Source organism: Bacillus sp. FJAT-45066 (genome assembly GCF_002335755.1).
Taxonomy (GTDB): Bacteria; Bacillota; Bacilli; order Bacillales; family Bacillaceae_I; genus Bacillus_CD; species Bacillus_CD alkalisoli.
Genome location: NZ_NISQ01000001.1, coordinates 1,827,858 through 1,842,879, shown reverse-complemented (window position 1 = coordinate 1,842,879; position 15,022 = coordinate 1,827,858). Strand labels below are relative to the sequence as shown.

The 15,022-nt window shown below is 34.4% G+C and carries 16 protein-coding genes; 10 read left to right on the top strand and 6 right to left on the bottom strand.

All coding sequences use genetic code 11. From position 1 onward, the window contains the following. The first annotated feature begins 221 nt into the window (after positions 1-221). Both CDZ92_RS09340 and CDZ92_RS09335 read left to right on the top strand, forming a co-directional pair. On the top strand, positions 222-1,127 hold the full coding sequence (locus tag CDZ92_RS09340) for a 3D domain-containing protein (RefSeq protein ID WP_096154978.1): 906 nt from the start codon (positions 222-224) through the stop codon (positions 1,125-1,127). Between the two features lie 159 nt (positions 1,128-1,286). Then, positions 1,287-1,865 (top strand): hypothetical protein, encoded by a 579-nt coding sequence (locus tag CDZ92_RS09335; RefSeq protein ID WP_096154977.1) that lies wholly within the window; start codon positions 1,287-1,289, stop codon positions 1,863-1,865. A gap of 468 nt (positions 1,866-2,333) precedes the next feature. Here CDZ92_RS09335 and CDZ92_RS09330 read toward each other — a convergent pair whose 3' ends face one another. Then, positions 2,334-2,810, bottom strand: a complete 477-nt coding sequence (locus CDZ92_RS09330) for a spore coat protein (RefSeq protein WP_096154976.1) — start codon at positions 2,808-2,810, stop codon at positions 2,334-2,336. 19 nt (positions 2,811-2,829) lie between these two features. Beyond that, complete coding sequence (locus CDZ92_RS09325) at positions 2,830-3,042, bottom strand: hypothetical protein (protein WP_096154975.1); 213 nt, start codon at positions 3,040-3,042, stop codon at positions 2,830-2,832. A 196-nt stretch (positions 3,043-3,238) separates the two neighbouring features. Here CDZ92_RS09325 and CDZ92_RS09320 point away from each other — a divergent pair, with 196 nt between their 5' ends. The 5 genes from CDZ92_RS09320 (at position 3,239) to CDZ92_RS09300 (ending at position 6,319) form a co-directional block, all read left to right on the top strand. After that, positions 3,239-3,478 carry a hypothetical protein gene (locus CDZ92_RS09320; protein ID WP_096154974.1) on the top strand — a complete coding sequence of 80 codons (240 nt, stop codon included), beginning with the start codon at positions 3,239-3,241 and terminating at the stop codon, positions 3,476-3,478. A 122-nt stretch (positions 3,479-3,600) separates the two neighbouring features. Beyond that, entirely contained in the window at positions 3,601-3,759 is a 159-nt protein-coding gene (locus CDZ92_RS09315) for a DUF2639 domain-containing protein (RefSeq protein WP_096154973.1), read from the top strand. Positions 3,760-3,910: 151 nt separating this feature from the next. Further along, the gene (kynU, locus tag CDZ92_RS09310; protein WP_096154972.1) at positions 3,911-5,182 is read left to right on the top strand and encodes a kynureninase; all 1,272 of its coding nucleotides are present in this window, start codon (positions 3,911-3,913) and stop codon (positions 5,180-5,182) included. Between the two features lie 18 nt (positions 5,183-5,200). Next, on the top strand, positions 5,201-5,836 hold the full coding sequence (gene kynB / locus CDZ92_RS09305; RefSeq protein WP_096154971.1) for an arylformamidase: 636 nt from the start codon (positions 5,201-5,203) through the stop codon (positions 5,834-5,836). 288 nt (positions 5,837-6,124) lie between these two features. Beyond that, complete coding sequence (locus CDZ92_RS09300) at positions 6,125-6,319, top strand: stress protein (protein ID WP_096154970.1); 195 nt, start codon at positions 6,125-6,127, stop codon at positions 6,317-6,319. 776 nt (positions 6,320-7,095) lie between these two features. On the opposite strand, the gene CDZ92_RS09295 is transcribed toward CDZ92_RS09300, so the two are convergent. Continuing rightward, on the bottom strand, positions 7,096-8,226 hold the full coding sequence (locus CDZ92_RS09295; RefSeq protein ID WP_096154969.1) for a mechanosensitive ion channel family protein: 1,131 nt from the start codon (positions 8,224-8,226) through the stop codon (positions 7,096-7,098). Positions 8,227-8,640: 414 nt separating this feature from the next. Between CDZ92_RS09295 and CDZ92_RS09290 the strand changes: the two genes are divergently transcribed. The 3 genes from CDZ92_RS09290 to CDZ92_RS09280 all read left to right on the top strand — a co-directional run bounded on the left by CDZ92_RS09290 (position 8,641) and on the right by CDZ92_RS09280 (position 11,658). Then, positions 8,641-9,558, top strand: coding sequence for an ABC transporter permease subunit (locus CDZ92_RS09290; protein ID WP_096154968.1), 918 nt, complete (start codon positions 8,641-8,643; stop codon positions 9,556-9,558). Between the two features lie 12 nt (positions 9,559-9,570). Continuing rightward, positions 9,571-10,464, top strand: coding sequence for an ABC transporter permease (locus tag CDZ92_RS09285; RefSeq protein WP_096154967.1), 894 nt, complete (start codon positions 9,571-9,573; stop codon positions 10,462-10,464). Between the two features lie 195 nt (positions 10,465-10,659). Further along, positions 10,660-11,658, top strand: coding sequence for a YeiH family protein (locus tag CDZ92_RS09280; RefSeq protein ID WP_096154966.1), 999 nt, complete (start codon positions 10,660-10,662; stop codon positions 11,656-11,658). A 240-nt stretch (positions 11,659-11,898) separates the two neighbouring features. Here the strand turns inward: CDZ92_RS09280 and CDZ92_RS09275 are convergent, their stop codons facing one another. The 3 genes from CDZ92_RS09275 to ku all read right to left on the bottom strand — a co-directional run bounded on the left by CDZ92_RS09275 (position 11,899) and on the right by ku (position 14,979). After that, entirely contained in the window at positions 11,899-12,168 is a 270-nt protein-coding gene (locus CDZ92_RS09275; protein WP_096154965.1) for a hypothetical protein, read from the bottom strand. A gap of 54 nt (positions 12,169-12,222) precedes the next feature. Then, entirely contained in the window at positions 12,223-14,025 is a 1,803-nt protein-coding gene (locus tag CDZ92_RS09270; RefSeq protein WP_176483746.1) for a DNA ligase D, read from the bottom strand. Between the two features lie 72 nt (positions 14,026-14,097). Beyond that, a complete protein-coding gene (gene ku, locus CDZ92_RS09265; protein ID WP_096154964.1) occupies positions 14,098-14,979 on the bottom strand; it encodes a non-homologous end joining protein Ku in 882 nt (293 codons plus the stop codon). Positions 14,980-15,022 lie beyond the last annotated feature (43 nt).

Here is a 15,022-nt window from a genome sequence, read left to right as displayed (position 1 = left end):
ATTCATATGCACTTCAAAATAATAGATTAATTAACATGTAACCTCCTATTATGGGAGGTTCTTCTTTTTTCTCTCATATTAAGGAAAAATCGTTACAAGACTATAAAACTACTGTTACTTCTGTAATGAAATTGTTATCCGACTGACCTTTAACAGCTATCGATTCGTGTTATGATATAAACCACTCGAGGCTAATACATAATGAAAAAACGGAGGTAATTATGAAAAAATCTATCTTATCATTCGTAACAGCAGCCGCTCTTAGTGGAACATTTGCTATTGGCGCAAGTGCATCTTCAGAGGAAGTAACAGTCAAAAAAGGAGATACTCTATGGGATATTTCCCAAAAACATAATATATCTGTAAATGACTTAAAAGAATGGAACAACTTATCTAGTAATCTTATACGACCAGATGAAAGAGTAAAAGTTGCATTAACGGAGCAATATCACATTCAAAAAGGCGACACTTTGTCAGAAATTGCCTTGGATATTAAAGGTATATCTTGGAAGACGCTGCAACAATGGAACAACATTGAAAATGCAGATTTAATTTATGCAGGAGATGTGTTAACAGTTTATTTAAAAGGTGTTCCAAATAACAACTCTACTTCAACTGTAGAAACAGAAAAGAAGGAAGAGAAGAAAGAAGTAGTAGAAAAAATAAAAACAGAAGAGAAAGAAGAACAATCAACTTCTGATCAAACAAAAAAGGAACAGCCCTCAAGTGAAAAAGAAGAAGTAGTGGAAGAAAAAAAGGCGGAAGAAAGTAATTCTGAGGAGAAAAATTCAGAACAAAGTAGTTCAGATACTGCCACGGCACCTGATAAAGAAGTAGCACAAGAATTAACGATGACTGCAACGGCTTATACAGCAACTTGTGAAGGTTGTTCTGGTATTACTTCAACAGGAATCAACTTACTAGAAAATCCAGACATGAAAGTAGTTTCGGTCGATCCGTCTGTTATTCCTCTTGGCTCTAAAGTATATGTAGAAGGATATGGAGAAGCAATTGCTGGAGACACTGGTGGTGCTATCATTGGCAACAAGATTGATATTTTTATTCCAAATTTAGAAGGTGCCATTAACTGGGGAGTAAAAGAAGTTAAGGTAAAAGTATATAAATAACCTAAAAAACCATCTTCAATCATGAAGGTGGTTTTTTAGTTAACCTTCTATTAGACTAAAAAAAATTAGAAATAATATTTCATTTTTTGTTCCTCAACATATTATAGAAAATGACGAAATATAGTATATATAACCTTTTTTATAAAGGGGGTAGTACTATTGCTAAAAGTACTAAAAATAATTTCTTTCAACATGTTGTTTATTAGTTTAATCGGTATTTTGGCTATTCATTTTTTGGATTATATAGAAGAGGGCCGTATATTTTCAACCACAATATTAGCTTCAAATGATGATATCGAACACCATTTGTATGAAGAGCCTATTGTTTTTGTTTCAGAACATGAAGAAAATGCGTTACAAATAATAAGTAATCAACATCAATTTTTAAACAATGTTACTGGTTGGGGTGGAGTAGAAGCTGTTAATTTAAGAAATTTAATTACATCTGATAATTGGATGGAATTAAAAAGTGCAGTAATCTGGTTGAAAAAAGAAGCATTTTTACCTTCAAGTGTGCTGAATGACATGGAAAATGCAAGAGTGTTAATCGTTATTACAGAAAGAGATGGTGATAAAACTGCACTCAGATATTTACACCGAATTTTTCATGATTTAGATTTGCATTTGAATGAAGTTACAGAAGAGGAGAGGGACTCTACTTTATGGGGAGTGACTCATTCTTTTGGGAATACTAGAGAAATTAGAAGGGTGAATAACTACGTTTTCCAAAACTATTAGTAACATCTATTTTATTGAAAGACTGAGTTAATGGTTATTGTTGTTTTTGATCCTTATCTAGCGGTTGATTTGCGCGTAAGTCGGAGACTCTTGCGAAAGTAGCGGGGAACAGGAGACCCCGCAGGCGAAGCCGAGGAGGCTCCAGCCACTACGAAAAGTTAAAGCGGCTCGCACAGCTCCGAGAAGGATAAGACAGGGGCAGCTTGAGGGCGGTTTTTGCCCTCAGGATGGCCATGGCTTATCATCGAGGAGCTAGTTGCTTGACCTAGACACGCCCGCGGAAAGCGAAGACTTGCGGGCAAATCAACCGCGGTCTTTAACAGAGCAAATGAAAAAACGGAAATGCAGCGGCTCATTTCCGTTTTTATAACTAGTATATTTGAAAAGAGGTGTACTCATGGGTCAGTGTAGTAAAAGGAGGTGACTTCTACTATCTAGAATACTGGTAGGCTTCAGTATCTTCTAGTATTACAAAATGTCTAGTCTAGCAATTAAAGCAACTAAAATTTGAATTAACAGTTGGATGTTTACTACTAAGTCAGTGTCAGTAGTGGTCACTCTTACACCACGAGAGTTTTCGATATACGTTTGTTGGCGGTTTACTTGAACTGTTTTGGAAGACTGAACTAATTCTTGAGCGATTCTTTCTGCGCGCGAGCTATCAGCGATAGAGATACTTAATACTAATACGATAGCTGCTTGGATTGCGGCTTGTAAAGAAACTGCTGCTTTCGTATCAGTTGTTACAACCTCAACGTCAGCAGAATCTTTAATAATAATTTGCTCGTAAGACTCTTGTATCACCTTATTAATTTGATCTGCCTCTTGTTTAACATCTTCGTTTGATAATGGGTGATAAGACTTAGGGTCTAAAGCACTCCATCTATTACCTTGACTTCCACATCGACGGTCACATCTGTTACCAAATAACCATGTGTCATTCATTCTAAATTCCTCCTAATTATTATTTTTTGTCGGCGTCATTATAATGACGTTGAATCTTCGAAAAAGCTTGTTGAACATCATTTACTAACTTTTTAAGTTCTTTCTTTTGAGCCGCAGTGATTTTCGACTTGTCTAAGGAAACGTTGTGTTTTCTTAAGATGTTGTCTACCATCATTTTTGTGCTAGACTCAGAGATTTTATTTAACTCATTTTGTAAATCTTTTTTGAACATTTGATCGTCACCTCCATTTACTAGTTATGTTAGTATCATATGTCGTTTCGCCTTAATGGTATGGACAAATCTACTGAATAAAATAACTATTTTTATAGTTTTATTAAAAAAAATAGAAAAATAGGTAAAAACAAGGAAAAGTTATAAATATGTCGAAAGGTTAGTAGAAGAAATCTTTTAAAGGGAGGTTTCATCTATGAAAATGACTGAATACATGGGGAACAAAGTATGTACGTTTCAAACGGTATTAGTAGGGCATAAGGTAACAATTGAGTTTATGTTTCTGAAAGATACGAAGGAAGTAGTAGATTATAGTATTCGAATTGATGGCAATCCTACCTTAGAAATTAGAAATAATATTAACAAGTTGGCAGAAGTAAAGATGTATGAAGTGTTAAAGGAATTTAATAGTACAAATTCAATTTCACAAAACTAAGTTATATTTGGAGTGAGGGTAATACCTTCACTCTATTTTTTATTTCTACTAGTCATATTCTTCTTTAATTCTAAATATATTGATAGAGATGTTAATAGTTTTAGAAAAGGAGAGAATGAAAAATGGCTTATTACGGTTCGAAGGGTTGGTTTGTGCAACAATTAAAGCAACAAGGAATTACCTATCATCCAGTAGATAAAAGAAAATTAGAGAAGTATAGAGCTTCTACACTTCGTCAATTGTATTGGAAGTTAGTAGAGGAAAAGTCAGTACAACAGTAATAATATTTATCTTAGTTTATAAATCATAAGAAGAAGCGCGCCAACATAACGGCGTGCTTCTCTTTTATTACAGGAATGTTTCAGGTGCCTGGCACCTTGTACTTTTCGTATTGACTGAAAAGTGAGATAATAGGGAGGGAGGGGATTTCAGATGAATGTAACAGTAAATAATTTAAAAGAGTTAGATAAGAAAGATGTATTTTCTACATATCGTAATGAATTTTATATAAATGAAGGAACAATCTATTTAGATGGCAATTCTTTAGGGCTAATGTCTAAAAGAGCGGAGAATTCACTATTAAAATTAATTGAATCATGGAAAACACTAGGCATTGAAGGATGGACGACAGGTGAGAATCCGTGGTTTTACTTTGCTGAAAATTTAGGTGAGCTTAGTTCAAACTTAGTTGGAGCAAAAAAAGAAGAAGTAATAATAACCGGATCTACTACAAGTAACCTACACCAATTGTTAGCAACTTTTTACAAACCAAATGGCAAAAAAACAAAGATATTAGCCGATGAATTGAATTTTCCTTCTGATATCTATGCCATTCAAAGTATTTTAAATTTAAAAGGTTATGACCCAGCAGAGCATTTAGTACAAGTGAAAAGTAAAGATGGAAGATTTATTAGAGAAGAAGATATTATAGCTGGGATGACTGACGATATTGCTTTGATCATTTTACCAACCGTATTATACAGAAGTGGTCAACTTTTCAATATGGAAAAAATCACAGCGGAAGCACATAAGCGAGGTATTGTTATCGGATGGGATGGTTGCCATTCTGTTGGTGCAATACCGCATAAATTCCATGAGTGGAAAGTAGATTTTGCCTATTGGTGTAATTATAAGTACTTAAATGGAGGGCCAGGAAGTATTGGTGCTTTATTTGTACATGAGAATCATTTTGGAAAAACACCTGGTCTAACAGGATGGTTCGGCTCTGATAAAAACAAACAATTCGATATGGAACATACTTTTACACAAGCCAACCATGCAGGAGCCTACCAAATCGGAACACCACCAATATTAAGTATGGCTCCATTACTAGGATCCTTACAAATGTATGAAGAAGTTGGTATAGACAAGGTTCGTGAAAAGTCATTGCATCAAACAAAGATCCTAATGGACTTAATTGAAAAAGAATTACAAGATTACGAATTTACAATTGGCAATCCTACAGATACTTTAGAAAGAGGAGGTCATGTGAGCCTTGAGCATGAAGATGCCGCTCGAATATGTAAAGCATTAAAGGAATTCGGAATTGTTCCTGATTTTCGCAAACCAAATATAATCCGACTAGCTCCAGTTGCCTGGTATACCTCTTATGAAGATTTAGGAAATGCAATTTCTAAACTAAAAATAATTATGGAAGACAAAGTATATGAAAAATATTCTAACGAGCGCGGAGTAGTCGCTTAAAGAAGAGAAGGTGAGTAGATGAAAATTCTAGATATATCAAGATCACTTCATGCAAAAACACCAACATGGCCAGGAGATACACCATTCCAATTCAATGTAAATTGGACAAAAGAAGAAACCGGCTCTGTAAATATCGGGAGTGTCACAATGAGTGTTCATACGGGCACTCATGTTGATTCACCATTTCATTTTGACTCAAATGGCCAAAAGGTTTCTGACATGAATCTAGTATCGTTTGTTGGTCCTGCATACGTAATAGATGTACAAAATATACAAAAAATTAAATTAGTTGACGTGAAAGAAAAGTTGGCTACTCATTCGAATAAACGTATACTATTTAAAACAAATGCTTGGTTAGAAGATGATACTTTTCCAACTAGCATACCAACGTTAAAATTAGAAGTAATAGAGTATTTACATCAATTACATGTACCACTTATCGGTCTAGATTTGCCAAGTGTAGACGAATTAGATAGTAAAGAGTTACCGATTCATAACAAATTACACGAATGTAACATTATGATATTAGAAGGATTAGACTTAAGCAGTATTTATGAGGGAGAATACGAACTAATTGCACTTCCGTTAAAATTAGACGGGGCAGATGGAAGTCCAGTAAGAGCAATATTGAAGAAGGAAAAGGATGTCGACTAAGACATCCTTTTTTCTATGTATAGATCCTCTGAATTCACAAAATGATTACGTAGTATTCGAGAATACTCTATTTAAAATATTTGAAAGAACTTTGGAAACACGCATTTAGCTTAGAAACCTCGTTTACCTTTCGTCATTACTTTCTATCTTCTTTATATTGGGTAATTATTCAAATAAAGGATTTCAGCCATATAGATTCATAAAAAAATTACAATTCCTTTAAATGCTCTCAATAATATTTTTTTATTATAATAATATGAAATTCTTTAGTAGGGTAGGGTGATGGGAATGTTTCAAAATAAATTAAGAAAAGCATTAGAAGAGCAGCGTGCCTATTATACAAAGCAACTTTTATCAATAGGCGTTTATGATAATTTGATTTTAAATAGAATGACAACAGCGGAGTTAAAAGAAGAATACACGTACTTTTATAGAGACACACCGAGCTTAAAAAAAGGAGAATTACGAAAACAGTCAAGTTGATTATTAAAAAAATAATAATATAAGAGTCTGGGACAAAAAGGCCAATAAAGTTCAACTGGCATTAAAAATTTGTTGTGGTTGAACTTGATAAGGCTGATGAAGTTCATCTGGCATAAAGAATTGGTTGGATTTGAACTTCATAAGGCTGATGAAGTTCATCTGGCCTTAAAAATTGGTTGTAGTTGAACTTCATAAGGCCGATGAAGTTCATCTGTCATAAAAAATTGGTTGTGGTTGAACTTCATAAGGCAGATGAAGTTCAACCGGCCTTAAAAATTGGTTGTAGTTGAACTTCATAAGGCCGATGAAGTTCATCTGGCCTTAAAAATTGGTTGTGTTTGAACTTCATAAGGCTGATGAAGTTCATCTGGCCTTAAAAATTGGTTGTAGTTGAACTTCATAAGGCTGATGAAGTTCTTTTGTAGAGAGTGCTTCAAGGACTTTCTTTCGTACCGTATAATACCTTAGTTGTATCAAAAAGTAGAGGCCCGCAAGAACAAAAAATGTTCTTACAGGCCTCATCCATATTATTCACTGGAGTTTGTCCTAGGCTTTTTTAAAAGGCTGTGTTAAAGTTCGTTGTTGATTTGCGTGCAAGGCTTCGCTTTCCGCGGGCGGTAATTCACTGTCGTGAAAAAACCTACTCCTCGGCGCATGCGCCTGTGGGGTCTCCCGCTCCCCGCTTCTCCCGCAGGAGTCTCAGCCTTGCACGCAAATCAACAGGTATTAGTATTAAATTATCAACACTAAGCTTTAACATAGCTTTTTTAAAAAAATTAGTTAGAGGACGAGAGTAGTCTCTTTCTTTCATCTTCAGGCATTGATTCAATATGAAGTGTTCGAGTAGGGAAGGCAACACTCACGCCTTCTTCTTCTAAAATCTCCATAATTTTAAAGTTAATATCTTCTTTTACCCTTAAAAACTCCGCCCACATAATCGTATTCGTAAAGAAATATAAGAAAATATTTAAACTGCTATCTCCAAAATTATCGAATCTTACCATTATAGTTTCGTTGTGAATTTCTTCGTGTTCATGTAACATCGATTCAATTCGTCTTACTACACGTTCTAATGATCTTTTTTTCGTATCATATTGAACACCAAGTTGGAATGTAATTTGACGTTTACCCATTTTAGACCAGTTGATAATAGGTTCATTTGCAAGAGTAGAGTTTGGAACAGTTACGACTGCTTGAGCAAATGTTCTTATTTTCGTGCTTCTAAAGGAAATATCCTCAACAACACCTTCAACACTTGGAGTTTTTACCCACTCGCCAATAGAAAATGGTCTTTCTGTAATTATAATAAACCCACCAAGTAAGTTTTTGAGTGACTCTTGAGCAGCAAGTGCAAATGCAAGCCCTCCAAGACCGAGACCAGCCACGAGTCCACTTACATTATATTCCCACTCTTCTAATACGATACTAATCGCCAATGCTACTACGATAAAGCGCAACACTTTTGTAAAAAAAGGCAGGATAATTTGATCAACTTCCAAATCAAGGCGATTACTTAATGTAGAAAATAGCCTTAATGAGTACGGAACAAAATTGAATAATCCCCATCCTATAAAGAAGATGACAAAAGACCTGAAAATTGATTTCACCGTTTCTTCACCTATTAATGTGAAAGGTGCTAAGTCTAAAGCAAAATAAATACCTATCACAACGAAAAACATTCTAAGAGGCTTCTCAAATGATAATACGATATAAGTAAATAAATCGGTAGGAGTACGTTTGGAAATTGCTAGAATGAGCTTAAAAACGTACTTTGTGAAGATATTTCTCCAAAGTAAAAATAATAATAATACCCCAATGGCTATACCTAACTGCTTTAGAAATTCATAGTCTGTCCAAAATGCATATGTAGGAGTGTTTGTGTAACTATTAATAATAAAATCCAACATGTTTTTTCAATACCTCCCCTTTTTATGCGAGAAGACGCAATAAAAGGATTTCGTTAATATATTTGAATTAGTTTCATAACTACGTTTCGTTTAATGATAAACGAATACTTTTCTATAATCTATTAAATATTTTCGTTTTCTAATGTGAAATTAATATCTAATACTGTGTGTTTATTCGTTTTTCGTTTTGTAGTTATACATTATGAAACTTACTCATTTATAGCTTATTATATTACATGGCATGTCCAAATATTTCAACGATTTATTGTTACAAAATATTTCAGAACATTAACAAAATTGTTGCAAATCTAATTTAACAAGTGGTAGAATTTTACCATCTATATCTTTCGAGTTTAGAAATAAATGAGTCCGTTTTAGTCTTAAGTTTATGAAGAAGTGGGGGTTTTTCAGTGTATGAACTTATTATGGAGTATTAGTAAATCTTTCTTGTTTTTTTGTTTAGTTGCATTACTACTAGTCTTAGCAGTACTTATTCCACGTACTCCAGACATTGCTGTTCAAGGTAGAGCCATGACAGTGGATTATACATATGAGTTTTCGGTGCAAGCATATAAACATAATATTTCTATGTTTATTAAGAGCGTTACAGAAGATAAGACGTTAGGTACAACAAGGTATAACAAAAATGCAGAAGAAGAAATAGTCCTGCATTTTTCTAGAAGTTTAAAAGTCATCGTGGCTGGATTTACCTTAACATTACTTTTTGGAATTTTAAAAGGTATATACGATTTTTATGACAAAGGTAGGAGGTTTAAACCTTTTGGGAAGGGATTTACATGGGTTATACAGTCGATACCGGACTTTTTCTTAATACTATTCTTGCAATATATCATTATATTTTATTTACCTATTATAAGAGTATTAGGTCACGAACATGATTATAGTTTCGTATTGCCTGCTATATTAGTTTCTCTTTATCCAATGATGTTTGTCGCTAGGATTACATCTACTTCTCTAGCAAACGAAGAAGGTAAAGCATATATACAAGTAGCAAGGTCAAAAGGGCTATCAAAAAGTAGAGTGTTACTAAAGCATATGTTTCGAAACAGTATCATTCCGATTTTCTCTAATTTACCGTCAATGATGATGTATTTATTATCGAACTTATTAATTGTTGAATTTTTACTAGACTATCGTGGAGCTGCATATAGGTTGTTCTATGCATTTGATGTGAAAACGTCTCTATCTGGTGGGTTAAATTACATTGATGAATCTGGATTAATTATTGGAATCGGATTATGTTTCATGGCAATTGTTTTATGCTCACAAATTATTTCACAGATTGTTATTAAAAAAGCAGAACCAAGATAGGGGGAGATTTCGTTGAATAGAAACTGGCCATTATGGATAGGATCTTTCCTTTTCATCTTATTATTAATTGTTACATTTATTGGACCGTATTTACCGATGATTGATAAAGAACTAACAGCAAACCGTGTTGTCATTACAGAGGAAGGATTTGATACGGCTCCACATAAGCCATCACTTGAGAGACCATTCGGATCAGACCGTGACGGAAGAGATATGCTAAGTATAGTTGTTATGGGAGCAAAAGAAACACTAGTATTAATCTTTACGATTACGGTGGTTCGTTATTTAATTGCTACAGTATTAGCATTATTGGCTGCAAATCGAAGGGGGCCAGCTAATATTATACTTCAAGGTTGGAACAATATTTTTGCTGCATTGCCTGTTATTTTTTCTGCTATTATTTTACTTAACATGCCTATCTTAGTCTTTAATGATCAGAGAACGTTATGGGCTGTACTAATAATTGCTCTTATAGAAGTAGGAAGAGTGGGGACGGTACTTCAACATCATTTCCACTCCATTAGTAAAACTCCATACGTAGAAGCAGGTATCACGGTTGGGATTTCACCGATTACCCTTTTTACAAGCTACTATATTCCGAATGCTTTGCCAGAGATGGCTGTTCAATTTTTCTTAGACTTAGGAAGAACTACATTGTTAATTGGACAACTAGGTATTTTCAGCATTTTCCTCTCTCAAGAATTTTTACAGTTGACTTGGGGAGCAGGAGAAATAGTAAACACTAGTGGAAATTGGGCTACGCTACTAGGTCAAGCCCGTGGAGATATAATTAGAAAAATATTTTGGATTCCATTTTTCCCAGCTTTGGCCATTGCATTTACAGTCCTTACGTTTAACGTTTTAGGAGAAGGTTTGAGAAAACATTTCCATCGATTGCAAGCATAGTGATAGGAGTGGTAAGTTGTTAGTGATTAGTGGTTAGGAGAGAATGAATTTTTAGTAGGAAGGTATCCATTGTCAACTTTGATAATTGGGTACTTTTTTTATACTATAAGTTTTTGTTGCCTATTTCCAAAATTCCATTAAAATAGAAAAGTACGTTTAATCACTAGTCACTAAAAGCTTCTCAAGGAGAATAAGATGAATTTTATTAATCGTTTTTATCAAGTGAATCCAGCTATCCCTGGAATTGGCCTAAGTTTTTTAATTGCGATAGTCGCATACTTTATAGGAATTGCTTTACCTGCAGTAGGTGGAGTTATTATAGCATTGTTAATAGGTATAATTGTTCGAAATACTGTTAGACTACCAAGTTCTTTTGAAACAGGAATATTATTTGTTGTTAAAATCTTATTAAAAGTAGCAATCATCTTACTAGGAGCGACTTTAAGTATTTCTAGTATGATTCAAGCTGGTACACAATCTATTATTCCAATCTTACTAGTAGTCGTTGGTGGTACTGTAATAGCTATTTTAATTGGAAAAATCTTTCGAATAAACAACACGTTAAGTTTATTAATTGGAGTTGGAACTAGTATTTGTGGTGCAACAGCAATTTCGGTTGTGAAAAGTGTTGTCCAAGCGAAAGAAGCAATTATTGCTTATGCTATTACAACCATTTTCTTATTTAATATTATCGCTACTATAACATATCCATTAATTGGTCAATGGTTGCAACTTTCAGCTGTTGAATTTGGTATTTGGATTGGTACATCCATACATGATACTTCTTCCGTTGTGGCAGTTGGATATTTAATTGGAGATGAAGTGGGGGAGGTCGCAACTACGGTGAAATTAGTGCGTACTCTTTTTATTCTGCCCCTTGTACTAATTCTCTCCATCATTTTTACTAGGAAAACTACAGCGCAAAAGTTTTCTTTTAAGCAAGCTTTTCCTATATTTATCGTTGGATTCCTGGTAATGAGCTTTTTATATTCTTTCGAAATTATCCCTGAACATGTCTCTATTACATTAGGGATGATTGCAAAATTCATTATTGTTATGGTTATGGCAGCAGTAGGCTTACAAGTAAATTGGAGTAAATTCAAAAGTTTAGGGGTAAAACCAATCCTTGTAGGGCTAATAGCAAGTGTTTTTGTGGCTTCGGTGAGCTTATGGTATGTATTAGTATTTATATAAAAGGCTCTGTTAAACACCGCTGTTGATTTCCGCGCATATCTTCGCTTTCCGCGGGCGGGCCGGGAGCCTCCTCGTCGTTAGCGCTCCTGCGGGGTCTCCCGTTTCCCGCTTTTCCCGCAGGAGTCTTCGATATACGCGGAAATCAACCGCTAGATTGACAATAATTCAACAACAAACTTTAACACAGCCATATAAAAAAGAAACAGCCACACCATCTGTTTAGGTGCGGCTGTTGTATTTTCATCCTAGTTTTTCTTCTGACGTAACTGGTAATTTTGCAAGTAGATCATTTTTTAAGGCGGCTAAATAAAATGGCGATAACATGGAAGTTATTTCTTGCCAAAGGTTTACGGTTGGTCTGTAAATAATAAGTTTTTGTACTTCCTTCGAATTTCTATCCAACGTTAGGCGTAATTTTCTACTTTCGATTGGCTCATGAGGATCGATGAATTCGATGATTAGTTCGTTTTCAGTTTCTATTACAGGATGAACAATAGTGAAGGCTTCCATCTACTCATCTCCTTCAATTTATCTATTGTCCATCTTTTCCTATTTTGGATACAGTTATACTTTATTTAGAAATTGTAATACTGGTTCAAATGGCTGTTTTTCTTTTTTTAGAAAAAAATCAGAAAAAGGACCTCCTTTGCTTACTAACCTCTCATGTATGTTATATAAAGTAAATTGGTCAGGTTGTAAGGAATCGTTTACCTCATTCCAGTAGAGTGGAGTGGCAACTCCTGCAAAGTCAGTTCCACGTGGTGAGTAAGGTGCGATGATGGTTTTTCCTTCCCAGTGCTGTAAATAGTCTATATATAATCTGTTTCCTCTATTTTTCTTTAACCTCTCCACAGTAAATAAGCTTGGTTCTTTAGAAATTAAGTATTCAGCAATAAATTGCGTGAATTTACGAGTCATTTCATAAGTGAATGTTCCATCTGGTAAAGGAATATACACTTGAAGCCCTTTTCGTCCTGAAGTTTTTAAGAAAGATTGAAGCTTTAGTTGATCGAATATTTCTTTCATCATTAATGCAGCTTGAATAGCTAATGAAAAATATTCGATGGAAGGAGGATCTAAGTCAAACACTATCTCACTCGGATGATCGTAATGAATAGATTGAAACGGAATGTGAAATTCAATTGCCAGCTGATTTCCTAACCAACATAGAGTATCAATATTATTACAAAGGATAAAATCGGTATCATTCTGCCTAGCTGTATGAACAAAAGTAGGAGCATAATCTGGGCAGTTTTTCTGATAAAAACTTTCTCCAGACATACCGTGCGGATAGCGAATAACTGTTAATAATCTGTCTTTTAAAAACGGTAACATGTATGGTGCAACAGTAACTAAGTATTGTAAATAATCTGCTTTCGAAATTCTCGGGTTATCCCATAATGGTTTATCCGGATTTGTTATAGTAACAGTTGCTGGAATCTCACTATTTTTTTTTGTTAGTTTTTCTAGGGTGCAATCTTCAGGCGCAAGGTCAAAACGAAACTGATGAAATTCAGGGTGTCGTAGTTGTCTGTCGTATAATTCCAAATAAAATATGTCTACACAAATGTTAGGTGGTACTTCAATAAAGTGTGTATCCTCCCTAGTCTTATTTTCTTTTATAACATGAAGTAGGGCGGTACGTTCCTCAGAATCTAACCCATGAGAGAAAAGTCCAACTGGTACTATACTGTTGTTTGAAAATACTCCTAAATGAAAATAGCCATTACTTTTTTCGTAACGGGTAATAAAACAACTAGCTGATTTAAAATTCTTTGTTTTAATCCAATTCGTCGTCCGTTTTCCATCCTCCCACTTACTGTTTTTTTTCTTCGCGATAATACCTTCACCATCTGCACTTTTTACTAAGTTCCAAATTTCTGTTAAGTTTTCGTAAGAAGGTACATAAATCATTTTTGCTGAACTAAAATCGGATAGTAGCTTATGTAAAGTAGTTTTTCGTTCCATATAAGGCTTGTTTTTGTAATCAACATGATCATATTCAAGTAAATCAAATACACACAAACTAGCTGGTAACTTCGTTAATAGCTTTGTGATTGTTTCTTTTGTTTTTGTTCTTCCTCTTTTTTGTATAGAAGAAAAATCTGCCTTTACTTCTGAAGAAAGAATAGATAGTTCAGCATCCAATTTTATCGGTAATTTGTTTTTGTATTTTTCTCTAAAAGAGAGTAGTTCGTCTACTATATCGGGAAATTGTTGATTCAACTCATTTCCGGCTCGACTTTGTAGTGTTATCTTATCTCCAATAATTACAATACAACGAAAGCCGTCGTATTTTACTTCATATACCCATTCATCGCCCTCTGGTGGGTCTTTAAATAGAGTTGGCAACATCGGTTTAATCATGTTAAACTCCCCCCTTTAAAAGTTTGTATTTATTATCATTTACAAAAAACAATAGAAAAAAGCGACAGTCTGTTAACTTGTCGCTTTTTTTCGAGTGGTACGCTTTTTTGGCTCTGTTTTTCCAACTGTTTTAAGTGGCTCTGTTTCTTTAGATGGTTTAGCAACTTTTTTTGGTTCCTCTTTCTTTGTCCGTTCTATACTAGCTTGAAGTGCACTCATTAAGTCGACTACGTTATTCTTTTCCCCCTCTTTTGGAGTGGTTGTCCCTTGTTCGTTCGTTATTTTAGATTCAATCAACGTTAAAATTGCTTCACGATAATCATCTTCATATTTGTCTGGTTCAAATTCTGTTGTTAATTGATCGATAAGCATAATGGCTGTCTTTAACTCTTGCTCATTAACATCGGTTTTTTCTGGGACGCTTGGAACATCTTTCACATTTCTAACTTCATCAGGATAATGGATGGTTTCCATGATTAAACAATCTTTGTAAACACGTACAACTGCTAATTGTTGTTTAGAGCGGATAGTAATTTCAGCAACCCCGATTTTACCTGAAGTTTGTAATGCTTCTCTTAATAAGGAGTATGCTTTACTACCATTTTCCCCAGGACCTAAGAAGTATGACCGATTAAAATAAATAGGGTCAATGTCATCTAGTTTAACGAAGTCAATGATCTTTACATTTTTATCTTCATGTTCTTTTTTTAACTGTTCTAACTCTTCATCTTCTAAAATGACGAATTTTCCTTTTACATATTCATATCCTTTAACAAGGTCTTCATTTTCCACTTCTTTTTCACAGTTAGGGCAAACTTTTTCGTACTTTATCGGGGTATGGCATTCCTTGTGTAGAGTACGCAGTTTCACATCTTTATCTTCAGTGGCTGAGAACATCTTTATAGGTATATTTACTAAACCAAAACTGATAGAACCTTTCCACATCGTATGCATGTTTATCACCATTTCGTTTGAAGTTTAATTTCATTTAATAAAG

Bases quoted from the DNA above. Each gene is read 5' to 3' on its own strand.
- CDZ92_RS09300 (WP_096154970.1), top strand. From the start codon at position 6,125: ATGTTTCAAAATAAATTAAGAAAAGCATTAGAAGAGCAGCGTGCCTAT.
- CDZ92_RS09290 (WP_096154968.1), top strand. From the start codon at position 8,641: ATGAACTTATTATGGAGTATTAGTAAATCTTTCTTGTTTTTTTGTTTA.
- CDZ92_RS09340 (WP_096154978.1), top strand. From the start codon at position 222: ATGAAAAAATCTATCTTATCATTCGTAACAGCAGCCGCTCTTAGTGGA.
- CDZ92_RS09275 (WP_096154965.1), bottom strand. From the start codon at position 12,168: ATGGAAGCCTTCACTATTGTTCATCCTGTAATAGAAACTGAAAACGAA.
- kynB (WP_096154971.1), top strand. From the start codon at position 5,201: ATGAAAATTCTAGATATATCAAGATCACTTCATGCAAAAACACCAACA.
- CDZ92_RS09295 (WP_096154969.1), bottom strand. From the start codon at position 8,226: ATGTTGGATTTTATTATTAATAGTTACACAAACACTCCTACATATGCA.
- CDZ92_RS09270 (WP_176483746.1), bottom strand. From the start codon at position 14,025: ATGATTAAACCGATGTTGCCAACTCTATTTAAAGACCCACCAGAGGGC.
- CDZ92_RS09325 (WP_096154975.1), bottom strand. From the start codon at position 3,042: ATGTTCAAAAAAGATTTACAAAATGAGTTAAATAAAATCTCTGAGTCT.
- CDZ92_RS09280 (WP_096154966.1), top strand. From the start codon at position 10,660: ATGAATTTTATTAATCGTTTTTATCAAGTGAATCCAGCTATCCCTGGA.
- ku (WP_096154964.1), bottom strand. From the start codon at position 14,979: ATGCATACGATGTGGAAAGGTTCTATCAGTTTTGGTTTAGTAAATATA.
- CDZ92_RS09330 (WP_096154976.1), bottom strand. From the start codon at position 2,810: ATGAATGACACATGGTTATTTGGTAACAGATGTGACCGTCGATGTGGA.
- CDZ92_RS09315 (WP_096154973.1), top strand. From the start codon at position 3,601: ATGGCTTATTACGGTTCGAAGGGTTGGTTTGTGCAACAATTAAAGCAA.
- kynU (WP_096154972.1), top strand. From the start codon at position 3,911: ATGAATGTAACAGTAAATAATTTAAAAGAGTTAGATAAGAAAGATGTA.
- CDZ92_RS09320 (WP_096154974.1), top strand. From the start codon at position 3,239: ATGAAAATGACTGAATACATGGGGAACAAAGTATGTACGTTTCAAACG.